Raw genomic sequence first — 23,075 nt, forward strand, 5'->3', positions numbered from 1 at the left:
GAGTTCTCGTCTTACGGACTGCGAACATGCGTATTTTCGGGCTCTTCTCAACCAACACTCGGACCATGAGTACAGACTATACCTGCATCGAGACCTACGTTCCGCAGAAGGGCGTTGGCGCGATCAAGCTCAACAGACCAGCAGTTCTCAATGCGTTGAGCCTGCAAACGATGATCGAACTTGTCCAGGCCTTTGAGGCCTATGACGCAGATCCAGCCGTTCGCTGCATCGTGATCCACGGCAGTACACGAGCCTTTGCCGCCGGCGCAGACATCACGGAGATGTCGGACGCTACCACGGTGAACATGCTGGAACGCGACCAATTCGCTCGGTGGGAGCGCATTCGAACCGTTAAAACTCCGGTGATCGCCGCTGTGAGCGGATTTGCGCTCGGTGGCGGGTGTGAACTTGCGATGCTGGCCGACATGATCGTTGCCAGCGACACAGCGCAGTTCGGTCAGCCCGAGATCAACATCGGCGTGATGCCTGGTGCCGGCGGAACACAGCGACTCACGCGTGCAGTGGGCAAGGCCTTGGCGATGGAGATCGTCCTAACTGGTCGCAGCATTTCGGCGCAGCAGGCACTCCAAGCCGGACTCGTCAATCGCGTAGTCCCAGCTGAGTTCTACCTGCAAGAAGCTTTTGCCCTGGCCGGTGATGTGGCGTCCAAGGCGCCCCTTGCCACCAGACTTGCCAAGGAGTCGGTTCTGAAGGCCTTCTCCACAACTCTCGAAGGGGGCTTGGAGTTCGAGCGCAAGAACTTCTACATGCTCTTCGCAACCGAGGATCAAAAGGAAGGGATGTCTGCCTTTGTTGAAAAACGTAAACCCGAATGGAAAGGAAAGTGATCGTATGAACTTCGAAACGATCCTCTATACGATCGAGAACGGTATCGGCACGATCACCCTGAACCGTCCGGATTCGTTCAACGCCGCAAACGAGCAGCTCACTACAGAGCTTCAAGCAGCACTTGCAGATGCTCGCGATAACAACAACGTGCGATGTGTTGTCCTCACCGGCGCTGGCAAGGCATTCTGTTCAGGTCAGGATCTGAAGGATGCTCCAAAGTCTGGCAGTAAGCGCGACCTCACGGATTCGTTGCAGCGCAGGTACAATCCGATCATCCGACTCATGCGAGACATGCCGAAGCCGATCATCTGCGGCATCAATGGTGTTGCAGCTGGCGCCGGACTCTCTCTTGCACTTGCGGCCGATGTGCGGATCATGAGCTCGTCAGCACGACTTGTAGAAGCATTCATTGGGATCGCCCTCATTCCCGACTCCGGAGCAACGTGGTTCTACCCGCGCATGCTTGGGTACGCAAAAGCCTTTGAGTTCGCAACGCTCAACAAGCCGATCTCCGCAGAACAAGCGCTTGAACTTGGGATGGTGAATTCCATCGTCCATCCAAAAGCATTTGCCGATGCTGTTGCTGCTGTTGCAACACAGTATGCCTCTGGACCTACACAGACCTATGGCTTCGTAAAGTCACTGTTGCAAAAGGGGCTCTCCGGTTCCTTGGAAGACATGCTTGAACTCGAAGCGGACTATCAACAACGTGCCGGTGATTCTTCGGACTACGCAGAGGGTGTTGCAGCCTTCATCGAGAAACGTTCGCCTTCTTTCACCGGACGATAAGCCCCCTACCTCATGGCACGTCAAAAGCCGACTCTCTTTGAACAGATCCGCGAGGAAGACCGAGCCGCGGCAACTGCCGGCGGCATGGCAACGAACAAGGCTTTACGCATCGTGATCCTTGTTGGGGCCACGCTGCTCTTGATGGCCTTCCTACCCGGACGTTTGGGTGACACCCAACGCACCGCGTTCGATAGATCACGGATCGGTACAAGTTGGACGGAAGAGTCGGTGATCGCCGAGTATCCGTTCCCGGTGAACAAGGACATCGACACACTCGCGAAGCAACGGGAAGCAGCACAGGCAGCTACACCGGCCACTGTTCGTCGAACAACGGATGCTCTCCAACAAGCTCGGACGCGACTACAATCGGAGATCGGTCGTGCTTCAGATCCGGCATCGTCCATTCTCGCCGGACGTGGACTCGCTGCACTAACGTCGGCCTACAACGGAGAGATCATCGATCGGGATAATGCCCAGTTGCCGGGCGAGGTTGTGATCGAACTGGTATCGTCTGCAGAAGAACTCGTGCTACCGGTTACGTCGCTCCGCGATTCGATCGATGTTGCACTCTCGTTTGAGTCATCCTTCTCCGACCTCGCAGAAGGAACCCGACGCTCTGTCACCGAAGCTCTTCGAAACGCCATCGTCCCTACCCTGCGTGTGGATGATCGTGCATGGGCAAACGCTCGGTCTGTTGCCTCTCAGAACGTTGCAACAACAACAGAGATCATTCAACGAGGCGATGTGATCGTTCGTAAGGGGCAGCGGGTTGACGCCCCTATCCTAGAACGTCTCGCTGCCTATCGTTTCGGTCAGTATCTGCGCTCAACATCGCAGTTCTCCTTCCTTGTGGTTCTCGGTGCCTTTGGTCATGCCTTCTTCATCATGAGCATGGTGGCGCTCTACCTGTACTACGTGCGTCGGTCGAGCTTTGAACGTAACGGACAACTCGCAAGTCTTTTGGCCATGCCTGTTGTGTCGGCAGGTCTTGGTTGGTTGACCATTGCTCTCCCCACAACCCTTCCGTTGGAATACGTCATCATCGTGCCCGGCATGGCCATGGTGGTGTCCATCCTGTACGATGTGCGCACGGCCATTGTTGTCACGCTGGCATGCTCGCTTTCGGTTGCCGCCGCTCGCGGCAACGACCACGTGATCGCCGTGGTGATGATCGTTGGCAGTGCAATGGTTGCCTACTCTGCTACAAACCTTCGCTCTCGCACGCAGGTCTTTACGTTCATCCTCTCGATCCTCATCGGTCTGGTCGTTGTGACGCTGTCCATCGAACTTGAACGCGCAACGCCGGCCATTGCATTGATCCTGAAGCTCGGTGCATCTGCCGTGAACTCCGTGTTATCGCCCCTTATCGCCTTTGCCGTGATCCTCATCATGGAACGGGCGCTCAACCTTGCAACCGATCTGCGCTTGGAAGAGTTCGACAACATCAATCATCCGTTGTTGCAGCAACTCAACGAACGGGCTCCCGGCACGTACCAACATACCATGGCCGTTGTCCGATTGAGTGAGACCGCTGCATCTGCCATCGGTGCCAATGCGCTTCTGGCACGGGTTGGCGCGCTGTACCATGATGTTGGCAAGCTCGAGAAGTCGGAGTACTTCATCGAGAACCAGATCGACATCGACAACAAGCACGACCGCCTTACTCCCAAACGTAGTGCCGGCATCATCCGTCAGCACGTACAGGACGGCATTGAACTTGCTCGTGAATACAAACTTCCTGATCGCATCTGGAAGTTCATTCCAATGCACCACGGCACCATTCTCATCAAACACTTCTACGCAAAGGCCATCGACGAGGCCATTGAGAAGGAGCTCTTGGTGGATGAGCAAGACTTTCGGTATCCGGGTCCAAAGCCCGATTCGAAGGAGACGGCCATCGTGATGCTTGCCGATGCAGCCGAAGCACTTTCCCGACTTGTAGACACCAGTCAACGCGAGGAGATCGTGCGCGCCGTTGAGAAGATCATCACCGATCGTACGGCCGACGGACAACTCAATGATACGCCCCTTACTCTCAACGACCTTGACATCATCAAGGAGTCGTTCGTGAAGAGCCTGCTTGGCTCTTCCCACCAACGAGTTCGCTACAAGGACGTTCCGCCGCCGCAGGAACCTGCGAGATCGTAATGGACCTTCCGCCCGCACTGACGCGTGATGTACGACAGTTCCTTCAATACATCCGTCTTGAAAGGGGGCTTGCCGACACCACACTCAAGGCGTATGAACACGATGTGCGTCAATACGCAGAGTTTCTGGCGGGACGTGATCTGTCTTCGTTCGCAGAGTCTAGTCTTGCCATTGCTCGTGCATTCTTCGAAACGTTGGCTGAGGCCGGACTGAGCCCGTCGAGCAGGGCGCGGTATCTTTCCTCACTCAAACATCTCCACCGCTTCCTCCTTGGATCACAACGGATCACTGTAGATGTAACGGAAGCAATGGAGCTGCCGCGGTCAAAGAGAACACTCCCCGATTGTTTGTCGGTAGATGAAATGCGTGCGATCCTCGAAGCATTCTCGGGAGATGACGCCTATTCCCTTCGAGACCGTGCGATGGTGGAGACGATGTATGCGTGCGGACTCCGCGTCAGCGAGCTCACGTCCCTGCGTCAACGCGATGTGTTGTTCGATGTTGAACTTATCCGCGTCTTCGGCAAAGGTTCAAAGGAGCGCATCGTTCCCATCGGCCATGAAGCGTTGACGTGGATCTCGAAGTATCAGGCAACAGCACGCGGTCAACTCATTCGCACAGCAGAGACAGACGACGTTCTCTTCCTTTCATCCCGCGGCAAACAGATCTCGCGTATGACGGTGTGGAACATCATTCAGAAGGCATGTGCCGAGGCCGGTATCGAGCAACACGTACATCCGCATATGTTCCGACATTCATTTGCCACCCATCTCCTTGAAGGTGGTGCTGATCTACGCGCCGTGCAGGAGATGCTTGGTCACGCAGACATTGCAACAACACAGATCTACACGCATATCGACCGCGACTACGTCAAGGAAGTTCACACCCTCTTCCATCCACGATCGCATCAGCGCAGATGAAGTTCACACGATCGATCATACTGATCTGCATTCTTGTCCTGACCGTCGTTGATCTATCGGCACAGGTCAAGTGCGGCGTTGATAATCTGATCGACACCGACTTCGCATTGTTGCGCGGGAAGAAGGTTGTTCTCGTTACACACGCTGCAGCACGCACCTACCGCGGCACGTCCACCGCCGAGGAGTTTCTTCAACGAACAGACGTTGCAACACTCAGACTGCTTGCACCCGAACACGGCTACTTTGGTGTGATCGCAGCAGGCAAGACCGTGGCCGATGACACGGTGATGGGCGTACCCGTTATCTCCCTCTACGGTCCCAAGCGCCGTCCCGACCGCGCGATGTTGGAAGGGGCTGATGTTGTTGTTGTCGATATGCAGGATATCGGTGTTCGCTCCTATACCTACATCTCCACCATGACGGAGGTGATGGAAGCATGTGCCCAATGGAATGTTCGGCTGATGATCCTCGACCGTCCCAATCCGCTTGGCGGTACGATCGTGGATGGCAATCTGCCTGACGATACGCTTCGGTCGTTCATCGGCAGACTCCCTGTTCCCTACGTGCACGGGATGACCATGGGTGAACTGGCAACGATGGCAAACGCCGAAGGGTGGCTCTCAAAGGACTCGCTTGGTACAGCCCGCAGATGCTCTCTCACCGTAGTGCGATGTAAGCGATGGAAGCGCGGCATGACGTGGGAAGAGACCGGCCTACGCTGGTATGCAACATCACCCAACATCCCAACCATCAATGCAGTGCGTGGATATGCCATGACGGGGCTCCTTGGCGAACTTGGTCCGTGCAGTATCGGTATGGGAACAGCAAGCCCCTTTACCGCAATCGGAGCTCCCGATTTTCCGCGTGATACCCTGTTAGAGATCCATTGCAAACGATATGGCGTTCTGGCTTCGCGAGCGCGGTTTCAGCCAACCTCTGCCAAGTATGCCAACACTGTGTGCGAAGGGTATTACCTCTCTACGCAACGATCGTGGAAGCCCTACCATGTTGCTCTGACGTTGTTATGGCGACTTCGATCGTTACGTCCGGAGTCGTTCCCCGACACCTTGGCCGCAACAAAACACGGCAAGATGTTCGCAAAAGCATGCGGCTCATCGGAACTCGTGGCAGCCATCGTGAACGGTAAGCCCCTTGCCGAACTTGAGCGAATCGGGCGTAAGGGTGTGGAGGACTTTGTGGAGCGGCGGAAGAAGCACCTGCTCTACGACTAGCGTGGTCCGCGTAGGATCTTCGAGAGCTTCACTACTCCCACACCAAGGCCAACGCGACGGGTAAGCGGATCGACCCCATCAAAGAAAACGTGGTCTGTTCCTACCACCATACCTGTTGATCCACCGCCATCGAGATTCATAGCGTTGTAGCACCCAAGGAGTGCCATGATCTGAGCAGTCTGTTGCAGCGTAGCTCCATGTGAACCGTCTTCAGGCCTATCCGGACGAATGGCGGCCAGGATGATGCGATTGCCACTACGATCAACTCCCAGAGCTGTTCGGGCAAGATTGTCTTGAATGAACCGGCGGCCTGTGCTGCCTTCTGTCTGAGCCTCGTGTTTGGGGATGCCGTTTCGAACGAGTCGAGGCGTTCCACACACGGCATTCATGAATCGAGTTGATGAGTGCTTGCTGGTTGAATACGTGAGCATGAGCGTGTCGCCTTGTCGAGGCCAGACACCATTGAGCATTGTGCGCGGGAACGACACCACGGCCCCGCGAAGGGGCATTGCGACCGTTCCTGTGTCGACGCTCAGCACCTGGCACGGGAAGGGCACGTTCACCGATGGCGAACGCAGGTATCGCACTCGCACCTTTACCATCGGATACTCGCCGTTCGCCTCGCGCTGCGCGCGCAGGATCTCACTCTTGAGAACGTCCTTTGTGAGTGCCAGTTCGGTAGAGTCCTTATCGGTGAAAACCGAATCCTTGACCGCTTCTTGAAAGGCCTTCTCGATCTCCTTGGTGTTCACATGCGGAATGTTGTCGCCGCCGAATCCATTATAGACCACTACTCCGGAATCATTCCGTCGATTAACGGAAGAGATCGAATAGGTTCTACCACCAAGCAGTGCTGTACCGGTCAATGCGAACGTATCGATGATCACCTGACTCTTTACGTCAATGAAGGCACTGGTCCACTTCTTATAGGGATTGAGTTCAACCACCTCTCCGTCGATCACGCACGGTCCGATCATGGTATTCCGCACCGCTCGCCAGAAATTGCCGTTGACCACGGCGAAGAGCTGATTGTCGCTCGTGGAATCGTATCTCTTGGCCATATCTCCAAGACGTTCCAAGCCGGTCGCATGATCCTCGCCCTTGATCAAACGCAGGGCGTTTCCGGGAACCGTTCGGTCCATGGAGATCACGTGCACGACCACCGAACGGGAGCCATTGGATCGGTATTGGATATAGCGTACTCCCGGGGAGAGCTCGCGTTCACTCAACACCGTTAAGGCACTAAGGGGCACTGCTCGCTGCCGGGTGCGCCGGGTCTTTTTCTTTGATCCGCCCTTGCTGCGAGTGGACTTTTTACTCGCAGACTTTGAACCGGAAGACTTCTTCTTAGCCGATTGTGACGTCTTCTTTTTCGACCGTTGGACAGCCCCCTCAACATCTATCGGAGCGATCCCAACGAGGAGAACCAGGATAAAGATCAGGATCGCGCGAATGGATCGAAAGGAGGATATGGAGCGTACCAAGGGCATTGTGAGGCAAATATTGGGACGAAGCAGAGAGGCAACAACCCGAGTTATACACATGGATACCCGGGGCGCATCTCCGGGGTTTTTGAGACCGACCCTGCGTTGTAGTTTCGCATCATGAGTGAAACCGTGATCCTGACCCAGAGCGACGGAGTAGCCGTCCTCACATTGAACCGCCCGGACAAGCTCAATGCGCTCAATGCCGAGCTGCTGGGAAGGCTTGAAGCCATGCTGCACAGCGTCCAAACGGACCGCTCGGTGCGCGTGATTGTCGTCACCGGAAGTGGCCCCAAGGCGTTCGCAGCCGGCGCTGACATCGGTGAACTGCATGCGCAGGACGCCTATTCCGGCAGACTCTTTGCCGAGCGTGGGCAACGCGTCTTCAATCTCATCGAGAAGCTTGGCAAGCCCGTGATCGCAGCAGTGAACGGGTTTGCGCTTGGCGGTGGATGTGAGCTTGCAATGGCCTGTCATATGCGGTTCGCCTCTGATACAGCCAAGTTCGGTCAGCCGGAGATCAACCTTGGCATCATCCCCGGATATGGCGGAACGCAGCGTCTCCCTCGTTTGGTGGGTGCACCAAAGGCCTTGGAACTCATCCTCAGCGGAGACATGGTCGTGGCCGAGGATGCACTTGCCCTAGGGTTGGTCAATAGGATCTACCCTGCTGCCGATCTTCTTCCGTCCACAATGACCTTTGCAACAGCCCTTGCCTCAAAGGCCCCACTTGCCCTGACGGCATGTCTCGAGGCTGTTCAGATCGCCGGCGAGACCTCTGCCCTTGAAGGTTTGCATATCGAGGCGAGCATTTTTGGACGAACATGCGGAACGAGTGACTTCAAGGAAGGCACTTATGCCTTCTTGCAGAAGCGTCAGGCCACGTTCACCGGTTCTTGAGGCAGTGAGACACCTGGTCGAGTTCATCTATTCCTTCATTGCTCTACCGGCGATGTGGCTGGGAATGCACCTCCTCGCAATGGTGAATTCCAAGATGAAACGCAGAGTAGTCCAGGAAGCCCCTTCACAACAAGCGCTGGCAGCATCAACGAAACGTGCACATCGTATCCATTTTCACGCAGCTTCTATGGGCGAACTGGAGCAGTGTGTGCCGGTGATGGATGAGATACGTGGATCCGGTCAGGACGTTGAATTGACGGTTTCCTGCAGCTCTCCGTCGGGCTTTGACCACGCACAACGTCTCTCTGGTCTTACCGGAGCATCCTACCTCCCTCTTGATACACGTCGCAACGTCAGGCGTTTCTTAGATGCCGCTCGTCCGGATTTGATCGTGATCGATCGATATGACCTCTGGCCACATTTCATCTCTGCCGCATCAAAACGTCGCATTCCGATCCACGTGATCAACGCTACGATGCCCTCAGCCGGCAGATCGCTCGTATTGCGGTCGTGGATGCGCCATGTTTACTCACAGGTCCGAACGATCACCGCCATTTCTGCATCGCACGCAGAGCAACTGGAAGTGTTTATGCGTCGTGAGATTCAGTACAAGCCCGACACGAGAAGAGACCGCGTGCTGTCCAGGAAGAAAGATGTCAACGACCAGTTCTCCTATCTCCAACGCGAAGGTATTGTGACGATCGTTGCCGGAAGCACCTGGCCCCCTGACGAAGTCCTTTTGATCTCTGCGTTATCTACGTTGAAAGACCCGGATCTTCGGATCGTTATCGTTCCTCACGAACCAACCGAAGCAACACTATCGCGCATTGAGAAGGCAATCCCAGTTACGCGACTCAGTGCTGCAACATCCGAAACAGCTGGTCATATCGTTGTTGACAGTATCGGTAAACTCCTCGGCTTGTACTCCATCGCAGATGCCGCGCTTGTAGGGGGCGGGCATGGCGTAGGCGTACACAGCGTTACCGAACCAGCGGGGTATTTCATTCCGATCGCATGCGGTCCACACATCGAACGCTCGGATGAAGCATCAACCCTTCAGCACGGGATGGCGTTGACGGTAGTGACAAATGTGGGCGATGTTGTTGAATGGATCACTGATGTCGTGAAGAATGCGAACGCATTAAACATCATCAAGGATGAGTTGCGGACATTCATCCTTGCCAACACCGGAGCATCCGAAGACTACGCTGCGATGATCCTTGAAGAGATCAACGTGCTACAACAACGTTCTTCGTAAGGATCCGCCACTTTCCTTCAACGACAACGATGTATATGCCGTTGGGAATACCCTCAGTTGGGAATCGTACAGTACCATTGACGTTCATCCGCTGATCAACACGTGCGCCGTGTGCGTCGTAGAGTGTTATGCGTGTAGTCTCGATAGGAACAGTACATTCCAAGACATCACGAACGGGATTCGGATACACCCGTAACTCTTGTGCTTCAGCTTCATCATCGACCGATGTGGTCGTTGGTGGTGTGAGCTTCAGAATGCATTGTTTCCCTTCATCAAGTGAGACGTAGACACTTCCATCGGCAGCGATGGCAAGTCCGACCGGACGAGCCCAACGCGTGCTCACGTTATTGGTATCGGAGATGAATCCGGTACAGAAATCGACAACGGCGTTGGCGATGGTATCCTCATCGCTATCGAACCGCAAGAACACGATCTTGGCTCCACTTGGCGGGTTTCGGTTCCACGAACCACGCATGGCCATGAAGGCCCCATATCGGTACTCCGGCAGTGCTGATGATTCCGTAAAGACAAGAGCCATTGGTGCACAGTGAGCATCAACAAGAGCTCCGGGAGGAACCATGGTAGCAAGTCTGGCAGTATCTGCGGAGGTTATCGGGAGGATGTCACCATAATCGCCGGTGAAGGTATACCAACGTCTGAAATGATATGCGAACGGATATCCGTAGAATCCGCCATCACGCACGATATCGACCCATTCGGGCGGGACGTTGTTTCCTTGATTGTCACTGCCATTGTTGTTAGCCCAAAGTTTCCCGGTTCTCGGGTGAAGGGTCATACCTACCGCATTTCTTGTACCCGAAGCGAACACTCTCCTTCCGCTTCCATCCAATTCATACTCCTCGATCACAGCGCGATTCGTTTCGCGATCAGCATTCCCCCTTGAGCCTACGCTGAGATAGAGCTTCTTGCGATTCGTATCAATGACCACCGTTCTCGTTCGGTGATTGCCACCAAGTTGATTCGCTTGGTCCGCCTTGTTGATGATCGTAACACGATTGTCATAGACATAGGTTGATGGGTTACTTCTCCAGAGCTTCACCACACCGGCTTCTTGTCCAACGTACATCGTATCTCTCCAGAAACGTACATCGTGTCCGGTACTGAAACCACGGGCAGCTTCGATGACCGTATCAGCTATACCGTTTCGATCTCTGTCAGGAAGGGCAAGGATACGTGAGCTGTTCATACTCGCGATAAAGAGAACAGAGTCCGGTCCCCACGCCATGAATCGCCCCTTATCCATCGGAGCTCCGGCGTAGTACACCGATGCCTTCCACCCTTGTGGTATGGATATTCGGTGTTGCGTAGGACTCAACCCTACCGCAGAGTATTTACTTGGCACCTCGATCGAAACAGAGACAAGTCCCCCTGATTCTATCGGAGTCCACGGGATCGTACCCGGTTCTTGGCCAACTACGGCAACCGCGCCAAGGATGAAGACTACGGCTAGAGCGATCATGTATGAAATCATAGGTACCCCAAAATAGCAACGACCTCCTCCCGGATAAACCGAGAGGAGGCCGTGAAAGTTCTTTACGTGAAGTGCAGCTTACTTGACAACCGAGACAGTCTGGAGTTCAGATGTGAACGGACCAGACACTACGCGGTAGTAGTAGGTTCCAGCAGAGAGAGTGGAGAAGTCAACAGTCATCTCATACGTACCGGCTTGCACCTTGTCGCTGAGAAGAGTTTGAACCGCTTCACCATTGCTGTTATAGAGAACGATACGAGTATCAGCTGTAAGACCGACAGAGTAGCTGATAACACCCGAGTTCGTTACTGGATTTGGACGCATTGGGTTCACAGCATACTTCACTGAGCCAAGCGACACGAGACGTGTTGTTGTAGCGCAAGGAAGCGTGACAGTGATCTTACCAGGGATATCGCGGAAGAGCGTATAGTCAACGCGCTCACCCGAGTTATCGAAGTCTACTGTGTATGCATAGACGTTCAGTGGGGATACGAACGTACCAGCTTGACCCTTGTCAAGGAAGGCATCGAACGTGACCTTGAACACTGGAACATTGATGTTGCGCAGTGGGGACTTCGTAGTGCGGCGATCTGCGATGTCGATCTCAAGAGAGTTCGAGGCATCACCAGGAGCACCGTTCTTCGATACCGAAAGAACCGTCCAGCCTTCAGATTGCGTACCAGTGGTGATGATATCACCAGTGTTGATACGTGGCTTTACGAGCTTAGGATCGTAGGCAAGACGAACACGGAGTTCCGTGATTCCAACTGCATCGAGCGACTCTGGAGTGTTGTTGAGTTCAACAGCAACCTCCGTAGAAGCACCAGGAGCAACGTTGTAGTTGTCCTTTACGAGATCAGTTGTTTCGAGGAAGAGACCGTTACCGGTAACTGTTGCGACTTGCTTCTTGGCTGCATTGCGATCATCAGTGATCTCGATGTCAGCAGAGAAGAGACCAGTGCGCCACAGGATGCCCTGTGTCTTTGCCTTGATCGTCCACTCGTTCGTGGCATCTTGGAGATTCGTTTGATTTGTTGCAAGCTTCGTTACAAAGTCAGGTGTGAACGTGACATTGAACGTTGCACCTGTTGGTCCTGGCGGAACATCGATATACTGATCAGTTACTGTGAAGCGACCAGCATCTGGACCTGAAGGCTGAGCAATGTTGAAGCGGATGGTTGTGTTCTCTGTATGCTTGACGCGAACAACCATGTCCTTCGAGTTGAAGACATACTGTTCAGCTGTAGCACCTTCTACTGAGAAGTCTCCACCTTGAACGCGAGCTGTGATCTTATATGATGGCTCGTAAGCTGCCTGACCCTTTGTGCCAACATTTGTGCTGATCACATACGGTGAGCTGAAGTCGCCTGCGACTGTTGGGTCAAAGCGAACTTGAAGCATCTGAGGAACTTCACCTGGCTTGATAACCCATGGGCTTGTTGGTGTTGGCGCATTGAGCAGTTCGAACTTCGTATTCACATCTGTGATCGTGATACCCGTTACGACTACATCATATGTACCGACCTGCGTGCCCGTTGTTGGGTTCGACTCGCCGAGGAAGTGCTCGTTAGAGATCGGGATCTCAAGAACTTGAGCAGCATCGCCAACATTCATGATACCAGGGAAATCAAGATCAGCACCCTTGACCTGCGGTTGCCATGCTGTGCCTTGAAGTGTGACTGCTACTTCCGTCTGCACGCCATTGGATGACGTTGTTGGGAAGAAGAGTTCCGCTGTGTAGTTATTGCGCTCTGCAGCACGGTTCGGGAGAACCGTTGGTACAAAGGCAATAGTGATATAACGTGATGTGTTTGCTCCGTCGTTGACGAGCTGAATCGGGAAGCTTCCAGCATTACCGTTGTCAACAATCCTGAAGTTCGACGCATCAGCACCACGAAGCTGCGGTGCGAAGTACGTCACGGCTTGAGCACCAAGGTTCTCAAACTTGACTTGTTGCGTGTATTGCTGAATGTTCTGGTTCGTCTGGATCACGTCGATAACGCGCTCAACCCAAGGCGACACATATGCTGCGAGCTGAACGTTGTTACCCATACCGTTAAGGATTGCGATCGAGTCAACTTCCTTAGCATTTGAGTAGAACGGAACGTTCTGAGTATGACGAACGCCGATCTCATTCTTAGGGCTGTACGTTACCTTGAATTCGTACTTGTCGTTCGGAGCGATCGTGAGCGGGAATGCCGAAAGAAGCGGCTTGCCATCCATTGTTCTTGGATTGAAGAAGTTGCCATCTTCAACCTTGTCTGGCATAAGGGCTTGATTGTATCCGGAGATCGCAAGGGCAACACGGCTACCATTACGGATCTCAACCGTACGCTCTACGCCAGGTGAGCTTGCAGGGATCGTACCCCAGTCTACATCTGAAACATAGATCTTTGGCTCTTCACCGCGAACGCGGAGTTCCACCGTCTTTTGATCATAGCACTCGAGTTCAACGAGAACTGTGTCAATAACTTCAGGAGCTGTTTGGATCGTAGCTGTCGCAGTGAATTCTTTCGACTCGCTTGGGCCGAGAGATACAGGACCTTCTGGTGATACTGCGAATACCGTTCCTTGTGCGATAACCTTGATCTTACGGATCAGAACAGGACGATCTGTCTTCTCGTTCTTGATCGTAAATGTTGCCGACGAAGGAGTGTTATATGCGATCGTTCCGAAGTTGATCTTGGTTGGAGTCCAGCTGATCTTGTCGGCGATATACGTGTAGGTCTTCTCAACGAACTTACCAGAGCGAGAAACGACCTTGATCGTTGCTGTTGCATCCTTTGTCTTGTCGAGAACCTTTACTTGGAAGTCAACAACCTTATCACCGCTGCTGAAGTTCTCATCTACGATAAGCTCATAGTTATTGAGGTCTTCAGGATAGACAGCGAAGATCGAACCGCATGTGGTGTTCTCAGGAAGGATGTTACCCTTACCTTGAACATCACCGCAGACGATCACTTCGTTAACTGCAAGTGAGTCATCACATGGGATCGTCATGTCGATCGAAATCGGGGTGCCATAAGCACGACCTTGTTGGAGACCATCAAGCGAACCGTAGTTCCAAGCGGCCCAACGAACAGTATTGTCTGTCGATTCGATCACGTGGTCACCGCTGCCGATCGGCGTGCGGATATAAGCGAAATCAGTACCCTTGAGGAGGCGCATTGCACCACCGAAGGCTGAAGTAAGCGAACGACCGTCAACCTTGATCTTGCCGATCTCAGATGACTTGAAGACGATATTGAAGAAGTTGTCCATGCCTTCTGGGGCGTGGAACACTCCATACTCAACCCAACGGTCTACCGATGGGATATACTGGAGCATAGGCATGCCGGACTCAACAGTCGGGTGACCTTGTGCTTCTTCGCCGTCTTTGCCCTTAACCTTCAGCGGAGGAAGGATCTTTGCATAGGACTTGCCGTATTGACCCATGAGGATCGGCTTGTCTGATTCCCAATACGTTGCAACTTCAAGAGCTGTTTCGAGACGCGTTTCACCCTTCTTGAGGATGAACTTGTTCAGAAGGCCTGAACCGTCTTGACGCATTGCCTTTACTGTTGTTCCGTCTTCGAGACCAACAACGCGGATAACATCACCGCGGTCATCATCAATACCGAATTCGATCGATGCTTGACCAACAACGCGTGTTGGTGTGTACATACATGGTGTAGTTACGAACTTCGTTCCCGACATTTCGAGCGGGAGCATAGCATCGTGAACGTTGTTGCGGACGAAGTGAGCTTCAGCTGCGAACATACCGGTCGGCGGAAGCACGTCCGGATAACGCATGATAGCAACCTTCGTATGACCAGAAACAACACCGACCGGCTTGTTAGCGCGGATCCATGTGCTTGTAAGGTCTGTCTCCCACTCCTTGTTGAGTGGCTCGTTGATCTTTGCCTTGATGAGGAAGGTTTCACCCTTTTCGAGTGTTACCGTTTGTGTTGCACCCTTGCGTACGCTTGGCGCTTCGATGCCACCTTCGGTATCAACCGTTGGTGTATACGAAACAACGGTGTTGTCCTTATCTGCAATGATGAGGATCTGACCAGGGCGATACTTATAGCCTGCGCTATTGCCGTAACGATCCTGATAGAAGTTCATCGTGTAATAGTTCTTGCCCCATCCTTCAACAGGAAGGTGCCGAGCCATTTCACCGTTACCCTGCCAGGCTTGGTACGTCGAAACCGAGATCGGCTTCTTCGACGATACCATGATGCCATAACCCTTGCGCGTCTCAGACTCGACATTCATGTAGGCCGTGGAAATCGGCACTTTGAGGACCTTGTTGGCCTCAACTGTGTATTCCTTGTCCATCTTGGCAGCATCATTGATGCCAGCCGGTGTTTGAATGCGCACGGTCGTCTTCGTCTTAGAAGAGATGAGCAGCTGCATAGGCTGCGGCATCGGCTTCTCAGTCGGACTGGCCCAAACTTGTGGGAACGCTACCAAATAGCGGCGACCCTCAGTTAGAACCAATGTACCACGGCGCTCGGTCACTTGGGCCGAGATCACCCCAAAACCACTGACAACCATCAACATGACGGCTATCGCGGTCTTCATCGTGGTGGAAACAAGTCTCATGGACTTACTCCTGGCGTAAAAAAAATAGGAATTGGTTGACACTCAAACAGCCACGCACTCTCGTGGCATGTTCTAATATAGCAGAGAATTCGATACGCGCAAACACCCTATTCGTCATGTTCTTACATGGGTGTTTGGCCTATCGTTTTGACTACCAATAGATAACAACACGGGAAGGTAGAAAAGGTTTCATCTGTCAGGAAAATAAATCACTTTGTGTCAAGGTAACGCTTGATTGCACGATCTGCGATCGGCTCAAGGGGCAGGGTCAACAGAACCAACGCTGCTCCAAACAGAACATCAATGCCATAGTGATATCGAAGGTAAACCGTTGATATTACGAGACTTCCGCCTACTACGGCAAAAAACCATCTGAATTTACTTCGGTTAAAAAAGGCCAAGGAGATATTGACAAGGGTTAGCATGGTGTGCCCGCTTGGCATACAGTCCCGGTTCACGATACTGATGGGATCGGCGGCTCCCCACGTAATTCCTCCCCCGGCGTCGATGAGCCCCCTCAAAATATTTGTCAGAAAAGACCGGGGAGATCGGTATTGATGGTTGAGAAATCGTGGAGAGTGAACCGAGGACCTACAGCGGGCATGCCGAAGTACATCACGTACGAGATGAAATAGCAAAAAGCCATGGCCCGTGCAAAGGACTCAAGACGCTTGATATCATTCCGCTTCCAAAGTTCCACGGCCTGCATGATCGGCATGAGATAGAAGAGGAAATAGCAGATCTGCAGATATTCGGTTAATGCAGGGAAAGAATATTTCGAGAACCACATTGTTGGGTCGGTCCCAAAAATGATTCTATCAACAACGATGAGTACATCGTCATAATCAACTGGGTGAACCACTCGAACAAAGAAGTGCGTCTGATCATACATGATGTAGATCACGGGAATGATATAGAAGTACCGGAGCAACGCAAAGACCCGCGAACCCGTCAAAGAATACAGAAGGATTGAAGCGATGATCGTAGATGCGATCAGAACATTCTGAAAAAGAATGCTCGAAGCCATGGGTACATACGGATAGAAGATCAAGGCCATGATGCTGTACAGCAGCAGCATAATGCCTGTGTAGATGTCTAGCGATAAGACATTCACGCGAAGGCTCTTATAGAGATCGCGGAGTGACTCCCCGTTGATCGTTCCCTTCACTGTCCAGGATCCTTCACTGTGGCTACCAGAAGTCGATAGAGCTCTGCAAGCTGTTCGGGACTTAGCTCTTCAGCACGAGTCTTGGTTAGATCATGTCCGCCGATCTCTCCACATGTGCGTACGTCGATACTCATCCGTCGACCCCAATCTTGCAGCGCATTGCTCATCACCTTGCGTCGCATAGAAAAAGCCGCTCGTACGAAGGACATAAAAGCAATTGGATCTACGTTGGCCGCAGGGCTCTCTCGAAGATGGAACCGTACAACGGATGACGTAACGTCTGGCCGAGGGAAGAATGAACCCGGTTGGACGTGGAACAGGATCTTGGCTTCGCTATAGAGCCACGCGGCAACACGCAACACACCATACTCTTTTGTTCTCGGTTGCGCTACACACCTGCGTGCAACCTCTCTTTGCATCATCATCACCACTCGCGACGTGCTACGGTGGTGTTCAAGCGCCCAGAACAGAAGGTCACTTGTAATTGAATACGGAATGTTGCCGATCACAGCTCTATGTTCTCGGGCTATGTCTGGCCATTCCGTCGCAGGGTCAATCTTAAGTGCATCACCTTCACGGACAACTAGTCTCTTATCCTGTGCCCAAGGCTGTTGTCGAAGATGCTCGATAGCCCGTGGATCAAGGTCGATTGCAAGGATTGATGAGGCCGGCGTTCGAAGCAGTCGTTGAGTCAACACCCCTGTACCGGGACCGATCTCAAGGACTACATCGCCAGGGCCAGTCCCGAGCGACTGAACGATCTTGTCAGCCGTCCGCGGATCTGTCAGAAAGTTCTGGCTGAATTGCTTCCGTGGAGCAAACCCACTCATACCGACGCAACTTCCCGAAAGGCCTCGGTGAATCGCTGCCACATTTCGTCCAGCCGCTCAGAGACCACCTTCACTTCACCAATGACAGGCATGAAGTTGGTGTCTCCATTCCAGCGCGGGACAAGATGGATGTGAAGATGTCCAGGTACTCCGGCACCGGCTGCAGACCCTAGATTGACTCCAACATTTACCCCGTGCGGATGCAGTTCTCGCTCAAGAACGCGAAGGGCCATTTGCGTTACGTCCATGAGCTCATGCGCATTGTTACGTTCTACATCAGTAAGATCTGCAATGTGCTCGGATGGAGCGATGAGCAGATGACCCGCGTTGTACGGATAACGGTTGAGAACGATGATCGTTGATGGGAACCTGGCAACAACGAGAACAGACAATGCGTCTGCATCTTCCTTGGCCGCCGCACAAAGGAAACAACCACTGGCTGAACGCTCAGCCGAAGCAGCAATGTAGGAGGATCGCCAAGGGGACCAGAGTTGTTCCATCACGGTTCTTGGGTAAAATGAAGATGCCCGCCGAAGCGGGCATCTATCGTCATGGTTCGTGTTTGGTTTTAGAGGGCGAAACGAAGATCGAATCCTGCCTGCAAAGCATTGATACGGAGGTTGTCAGACGGGCTGACCTCCGTGATGCCGAAGTTGTAATAGATGCACGGTACGAGCAACAGACGGCCGATCGGCATTTCGTATTGAACGCCTGCCTTGACGGCGATACGGAGCGTGGCGTGATCCGGGATATCATCGCGACCAGTGATCACTGTACGGCCGTTATTCGTGTACTCACACTCAGGACAGAACGTTGGGTCGAACGTGGCATTGAGTGGTTCAACAAGATTCATCTGCTGAACTCGCTCGGAACCAATAACGAAACCAACAGTTGGTCCCACTACGATACCGAAGTTCGAATTGAACAAGTTGAGCTTGTAGATCACTTCGAGATCGAGGAAGGAATACTTGATGTCTGCCGTGTGATCCACGGTCGAATACACCACTTCACCATTCTCATCAAGCGATGGAAGCTGATCACCTGGTTCGGTGTAGGCCGCAGGCATGTACTCATACACCACGCGTCCAATGAGCGAAGACTTCGAATCACGAGGCTTCCCGAGGAGATACTCAATGGATCCGCCGAAATAGTATCCGTTGCCGGTACCTTCGGTGAATTCCGGACAGAGAACGTCTCCAGCAACGGATTGGAATCCGGAGGATTGGAGAGATCTGTTATATCCGACCACAGGGCCCACATAGATGCGAGGCGCGCTCTTTTCCGGTACAAGCGGATTAGAACGAGCGCCCAGCTCCTGTTGTGCAACCATGCTCCCCGTCGCTGCAAGAAAAACCACGACGAAGGCGGTAGCTAGTCTCCTCATAATCCTGCACCCTAGTTGACGATAATGATCAATCTCTCCGTTACTCCGATTCCATGCCTGAAAATCAGGCGATAGATACCAGATGCCCAACCGGAACATGAAAAGTTACAATGCCGAATCCCCTTTTGCAAAGAGAATTGTTCTGAGACCAGAAATCTTTGTCCACCGAGGGTCTCACAATACACTGAAATGTCCATGTCATGACTTGCTTCAAGCTCTACTTCAAACGTCTCCGATGCCGGTTGGCCAAGCACGTTTACCCCTAATGAAGGAAGGGAACCTAGCTTCACAACACGCTCGGCAGCCCCACACGGAACTACCTGGATCTGCATGGTCACTGGAGGAGAGCCATCGAAGCACCTGGTTTCGATCAATTCTGCACTGATCGGGAACGAAAGTGGATCCTTCCATAAAAACGTCCCCGGCAGTTCCATTTCGATGGTCCAACTTCCGCGGGTTTGGGTCTGAGGAATACACGTTACTTTGCTGGACGTGCGACGAACCTCCACGGGAATGGTGCGCACCAATGACCCAGCCTCTGCAACCTCGGCCCACACGGCCTTGGACGTGTCTACGAGGAATCTGTCGTCTGCCACATTCAAAACGATCACAGGCTGCGTGGTATCGTCCTGCGCGGTATTGAGTGCAGCTGTCACGCGAACGCTCACCGGGCCTGTTACGTACGGCATCGGGGCGTTCACAGATACTGTGGCCGTTGCGTCCGGGATATCAAGTTCAACGGTAACCACATCCGTTTGCTCTCCCCCGGCGCTGTCAACCAAACGGGCGGTTACTCTGGTTGCGCTACTCCGGTCGAACATGAGGATCGTGTCGATCGAGATCGATGTAAAGGCATCCAAGGTGAACGGCTGACCATTTGGACGGATGTCAAATGACCTGCCAGCCCCCTCCAAAACAAGCGTGTCGACCTTCATCGGACCATTCCCGGTGTTGACCACAGTTACGGTAACGGGTACTTCCGTGCAGACCTTCACACTGGCGTCGATGTTAAGATCCAGTACCAGTACGGCTTTCCGAGATTCTATGCCATTGCCGATGATCCGGAATGCGGTCGTGGCTGGAACATTGAACGGGGCAGCATCGTGGTCGATCTCAATGGAACATTCGTGCGGACCGATCCTTCTTGGGGTGAAGGACACACGATCGATCAGCGAGTCAAGATCCAATAAGCGCGTCAACGTGCGGAGGGTTGGCGGGATCACAAATGAGGCTGCATCCGGACCGCTCACCCGCACGGATCTGATTGTAAGGGGCTCATTGCCACCCAAAATTCCCGAACGCACAAGTACCGCTACGCTGTCCTTGGTGCTGTCCACCTCCACGTCTCCAAGATCAATATCCCGCACAGCGATACTTGGCATAACTCCAATTCCGCGCAGGGTGATCGAGATAGGTTCGTGACGTTTCCAATCGATCCCGATCGGTATGATCCACTCCTGAGGTCCCCGCTGTGAAGGTTGGTAACGAAGTGGAACCATGATTGAGTCCGCTGGGTTGAGTCGAATCCCTTGCACAAGAAGGCCTTGTGCAGTAAAGTCTGTCGTAGTTCCGCCCGATGTATCTGCGTCGGCCAGACACCAGCCATCGCCGCTATTGCGCAGGACGATGGAGGTGTCATTCACTGTTCCGATGCGACGCTTGCCCCAATTGACAACTACTGATTGGACGCGAGGACGAACGCCGCGACCGGTATAGGTGGTCTGAGCACCGAATTCAGGCGTAGAATGAACAGTATCAACGCGGTTGTATGGACCTAGAGTGTCCGGAGTGAAGCAGACCTCCACCCAGATCGTGTCGTTTGGTGCAAGCACTCTTGGTAATAGCAACGCTGCAAAATTCACGATGAAGCCACGTCCCACCTTGGCGGCGATGAGTGTTCGTACGTTCACCGGCTTCTTTCCGTCGTTCACAATTGGTACGCGTCCGCAGACAGTATCACCTACGCGCACGTCGCCAAAGTCTTTGGATCCTGCTGTAAGGGACTGAGCGGTTACCCCTCGGACGGTCATCTGACGGATGAGCTTGCAAGGATATTCTACAACCATCCATCCTATCGCAGCAGATGTGTCGCTCGTGGGAGTGATGCAGATCGTAACTGCGAGGGAGTCACCAGCCGCAAGTATCGTATCAAGATCTTGGCCTGGCCCGAGATGCACACGCTTGTCGCCCGCGATCGTGATACCGACGATCCTCACCGGCGTTGTGTCGTTGTTGCGAAGTACGGCCGTGGTACATATCTCTCCGCTCTTCTCAATGCGTATGATGGTCTCCTTGGGCACCAGAACATTCGGTGCATCATAGGTGTAGAGCCATTCCTTCCCGTTTCCATCGCGATCGTACGCGTGGATAACGATCTGTGCATCCTTCCAGAGGTCTCGCACATCAGCATCGAATTCAACGATCCCGGTTGTGTCCAACGGAGGAGATATCTGCCATCGATAATTGAATGATCGATTGGTAATGACCTTTACCTCGGTCAACTCCACGGTGTCCAATGACCTGTCACTGACCGTTCCGCTGATCACACCACAGTCCGTAAGGAAGTTGTAATGAGGCGGTGTTCGGTCATTCGATGGAGGGGGCTCATAGGCTACGCCCACCATGTTCGCATACGAATCGTGGATCGTAGTGCCATACATCACACAGGCAAAATTCCCGGTGTCGCAACTGATCGTATGCGACCCTCGCTGCAGGCTTAGGGCTGCCCAATGCAATCCTGTTCCGGGGATCCTCTGATTGGCGATCTGTGGCGCGATGTTCATGACAAGAGTTGTGTCAACACGCAACGACCTGAGCGCACTTGCTTGGGCGATCACATTGATGTAGTTCCTGTGATCTTGGAATGGATCCGAGGACTCCATCTCAGGGAATTGGAACAACGACGAGGTAACGTATTGCTCCACCGGTGGAATGACCACCATGGCGGGATCGGAATAGAGATCGGTACGCGTTGAGCTTGGCATGAACTGCACAAGAAGAAACGGCTCCGGGCTGGACCAATACGCAGGTTCGCGAAGTGATGTGTCCTTCCATGAGCCTGCATTTGCAAGGAGAAAATTCGACGTCCCATTCACTGTGACGAGGTCGATCTGTTGACCCGGACGTGACGCCATCACTCGGTAGGTATCCGGACGTGTCGTGCTTTCAAAACGGGCTGTTGCATACGATCTCCCCCAGAGATTCACCGGCGGGAGCTGTTCGACCAAGTGGTCCTTTGATGTTGCGGGATCGAGCGGGATGCTGGACCGTACATGACCCGAAAGAACTGCCACCGGAACATTGGAGGTGATCAAGGATCCGGAAAGATCATCAGCACCATACGCCGTTGCCTTTGCCTGCACGAGATAACAATCGCCTTTTCGCAGCATTACCTGGAAGGGAATGCCTGCAGGATTGGAGGCCCACGTAGCTGTAGTCGGCGTGATCTCCACCAACGTGTTGTCTTCCGTTGCCATGACCATAAACTCACCTACCCGAGGGATCGTATCGAGCGGATCCACCGGACCGGCTAGGAGATACCAATCGGTTGGCCGGTTTACCGTGTAGTACTGGGTTCCCAAGTGCCGAATCGGGATGGCAGAGTAGGAATCCGTTGAATACATGTACGAATTGAGCGTGTAGACAACGATCGGTACGTCGGACTCAACAAAAATGGCCCGTTGGTATGCTCTCTCGGAGACATTCAACACATGGCCTTCATTCATCAGCTCTTTGCGCACGGTGTTCGCCGGAACGAACACATCGTATGAACCAATGACGCCGGATGAAATGGTCACATGGGCATCATACTGCGACGAAATGTAGACCTCCATACGGGGCTTACCACCCACTTGTAGGATCTCATTGGCCATAAAGCCAACAACAAAACTCGTTCCCTCAAGCGACGAAGAGCTTAGTCTGGGTAGAACACGTTCCACCTGTGCGCTGAGCCATGTGGCTCCGCACAGACATAACGCGATAACGCCGAGTACGAGGTGTCTTATCGGCACAGCATGTCCCATTACCCGAGTTCT

The 23,075-nt window shown here is 53.3% G+C and carries 16 protein-coding genes; 7 read left to right on the forward strand and 9 right to left on the reverse strand.

Annotated features, from left to right (window positions below; translation table 11 throughout):
- Positions 1-65: 65 nt before the first annotated feature.
- From IPI29_03520 to IPI29_03540, 5 genes are read left to right on the forward strand one after another with little or no spacing between them, the layout of a single operon-like run.
- Complete coding sequence (locus tag IPI29_03520) at positions 66-848, forward strand: enoyl-CoA hydratase/isomerase family protein (GenBank protein MBK7411605.1); 783 nt, start codon at positions 66-68, stop codon at positions 846-848.
- 4 nt (positions 849-852) lie between these two features.
- The gene (locus tag IPI29_03525) at positions 853-1,638 is read left to right on the forward strand and encodes an enoyl-CoA hydratase/isomerase family protein (GenBank protein ID MBK7411606.1); all 786 of its coding nucleotides are present in this window, start codon (positions 853-855) and stop codon (positions 1,636-1,638) included.
- A gap of 12 nt (positions 1,639-1,650) precedes the next feature.
- Positions 1,651-3,786, forward strand: coding sequence for an HDIG domain-containing protein (locus IPI29_03530; GenBank protein ID MBK7411607.1), 2,136 nt, complete (start codon positions 1,651-1,653; stop codon positions 3,784-3,786).
- Positions 3,786-4,706 (forward strand): site-specific tyrosine recombinase XerD, encoded by a 921-nt coding sequence (gene xerD, locus IPI29_03535; protein ID MBK7411608.1) that lies wholly within the window; start codon positions 3,786-3,788, stop codon positions 4,704-4,706. The genes IPI29_03530 and xerD overlap by 1 nt, the downstream gene beginning before the upstream one ends.
- Positions 4,703-5,938 carry a DUF1343 domain-containing protein gene (locus IPI29_03540; GenBank protein MBK7411609.1) on the forward strand — a complete coding sequence of 412 codons (1,236 nt, stop codon included), beginning with the start codon at positions 4,703-4,705 and terminating at the stop codon, positions 5,936-5,938. Before xerD ends, IPI29_03540 begins: the two co-directional genes overlap by 4 nt.
- On the opposite strand, the gene IPI29_03545 is transcribed toward IPI29_03540, so the two are convergent.
- Positions 5,935-7,428, reverse strand: coding sequence for a phosphodiester glycosidase family protein (locus tag IPI29_03545; protein ID MBK7411610.1), 1,494 nt, complete (start codon positions 7,426-7,428; stop codon positions 5,935-5,937). The two genes, IPI29_03540 and IPI29_03545, sit on opposite strands and share 4 nt — an antisense overlap.
- 114 nt (positions 7,429-7,542) lie before the next feature.
- Here IPI29_03545 and IPI29_03550 point away from each other — a divergent pair, with 114 nt between their 5' ends.
- Both IPI29_03550 and IPI29_03555 read left to right on the forward strand, forming a co-directional pair.
- The gene (locus IPI29_03550; protein ID MBK7411611.1) at positions 7,543-8,322 is read left to right on the forward strand and encodes an enoyl-CoA hydratase/isomerase family protein; all 780 of its coding nucleotides are present in this window, start codon (positions 7,543-7,545) and stop codon (positions 8,320-8,322) included.
- A gap of 4 nt (positions 8,323-8,326) precedes the next feature.
- Positions 8,327-9,580 carry a hypothetical protein gene (locus tag IPI29_03555; GenBank protein ID MBK7411612.1) on the forward strand — a complete coding sequence of 418 codons (1,254 nt, stop codon included), beginning with the start codon at positions 8,327-8,329 and terminating at the stop codon, positions 9,578-9,580.
- Here IPI29_03555 and IPI29_03560 read toward each other — a convergent pair.
- The 8 genes from IPI29_03560 to IPI29_03595 all read right to left on the reverse strand — a co-directional run bounded on the left by IPI29_03560 (position 9,552) and on the right by IPI29_03595 (position 23,051).
- Positions 9,552-11,060 (reverse strand): PQQ-dependent sugar dehydrogenase, encoded by a 1,509-nt coding sequence (locus IPI29_03560; protein ID MBK7411613.1) that lies wholly within the window; start codon positions 11,058-11,060, stop codon positions 9,552-9,554. The genes IPI29_03555 and IPI29_03560 overlap by 29 nt on opposite strands.
- Before the next feature lie 90 nt (positions 11,061-11,150).
- The gene (locus tag IPI29_03565; protein ID MBK7411614.1) at positions 11,151-15,659 is read right to left on the reverse strand and encodes a choice-of-anchor D domain-containing protein; all 4,509 of its coding nucleotides are present in this window, start codon (positions 15,657-15,659) and stop codon (positions 11,151-11,153) included.
- Positions 15,660-15,868: 209 nt separating this feature from the next.
- Complete coding sequence (locus IPI29_03570; GenBank protein ID MBK7411615.1) at positions 15,869-16,084, reverse strand: phosphatase PAP2 family protein; 216 nt, start codon at positions 16,082-16,084, stop codon at positions 15,869-15,871.
- 104 nt (positions 16,085-16,188) lie between these two features.
- Positions 16,189-16,827, reverse strand: coding sequence for a phosphatase PAP2 family protein (locus tag IPI29_03575; protein MBK7411616.1), 639 nt, complete (start codon positions 16,825-16,827; stop codon positions 16,189-16,191).
- Positions 16,824-17,657: a ribosomal RNA small subunit methyltransferase A gene (gene rsmA, locus IPI29_03580; GenBank protein MBK7411617.1), complete on the reverse strand. Its 834-nt coding sequence runs from the start codon at positions 17,655-17,657 to the stop codon at positions 16,824-16,826. The genes IPI29_03575 and rsmA overlap by 4 nt, the downstream gene beginning before the upstream one ends.
- Positions 17,654-18,157, reverse strand: a complete 504-nt coding sequence (locus IPI29_03585) for an HIT domain-containing protein (protein ID MBK7411618.1) — start codon at positions 18,155-18,157, stop codon at positions 17,654-17,656. The genes rsmA and IPI29_03585 overlap by 4 nt, the downstream gene beginning before the upstream one ends.
- Before the next feature lie 68 nt (positions 18,158-18,225).
- Positions 18,226-18,987 (reverse strand): hypothetical protein, encoded by a 762-nt coding sequence (locus IPI29_03590; protein MBK7411619.1) that lies wholly within the window; start codon positions 18,985-18,987, stop codon positions 18,226-18,228.
- A 65-nt stretch (positions 18,988-19,052) separates the two neighbouring features.
- Complete coding sequence (locus tag IPI29_03595) at positions 19,053-23,051, reverse strand: IgGFc-binding protein (GenBank protein ID MBK7411620.1); 3,999 nt, start codon at positions 23,049-23,051, stop codon at positions 19,053-19,055.
- Positions 23,052-23,075 lie beyond the last annotated feature (24 nt).

This window comes from Ignavibacteria bacterium (assembly GCA_016707005.1).
Taxonomy (GTDB): Bacteria; Bacteroidota; Ignavibacteria; order Kapaibacteriales; family Kapaibacteriaceae; genus UBA10438.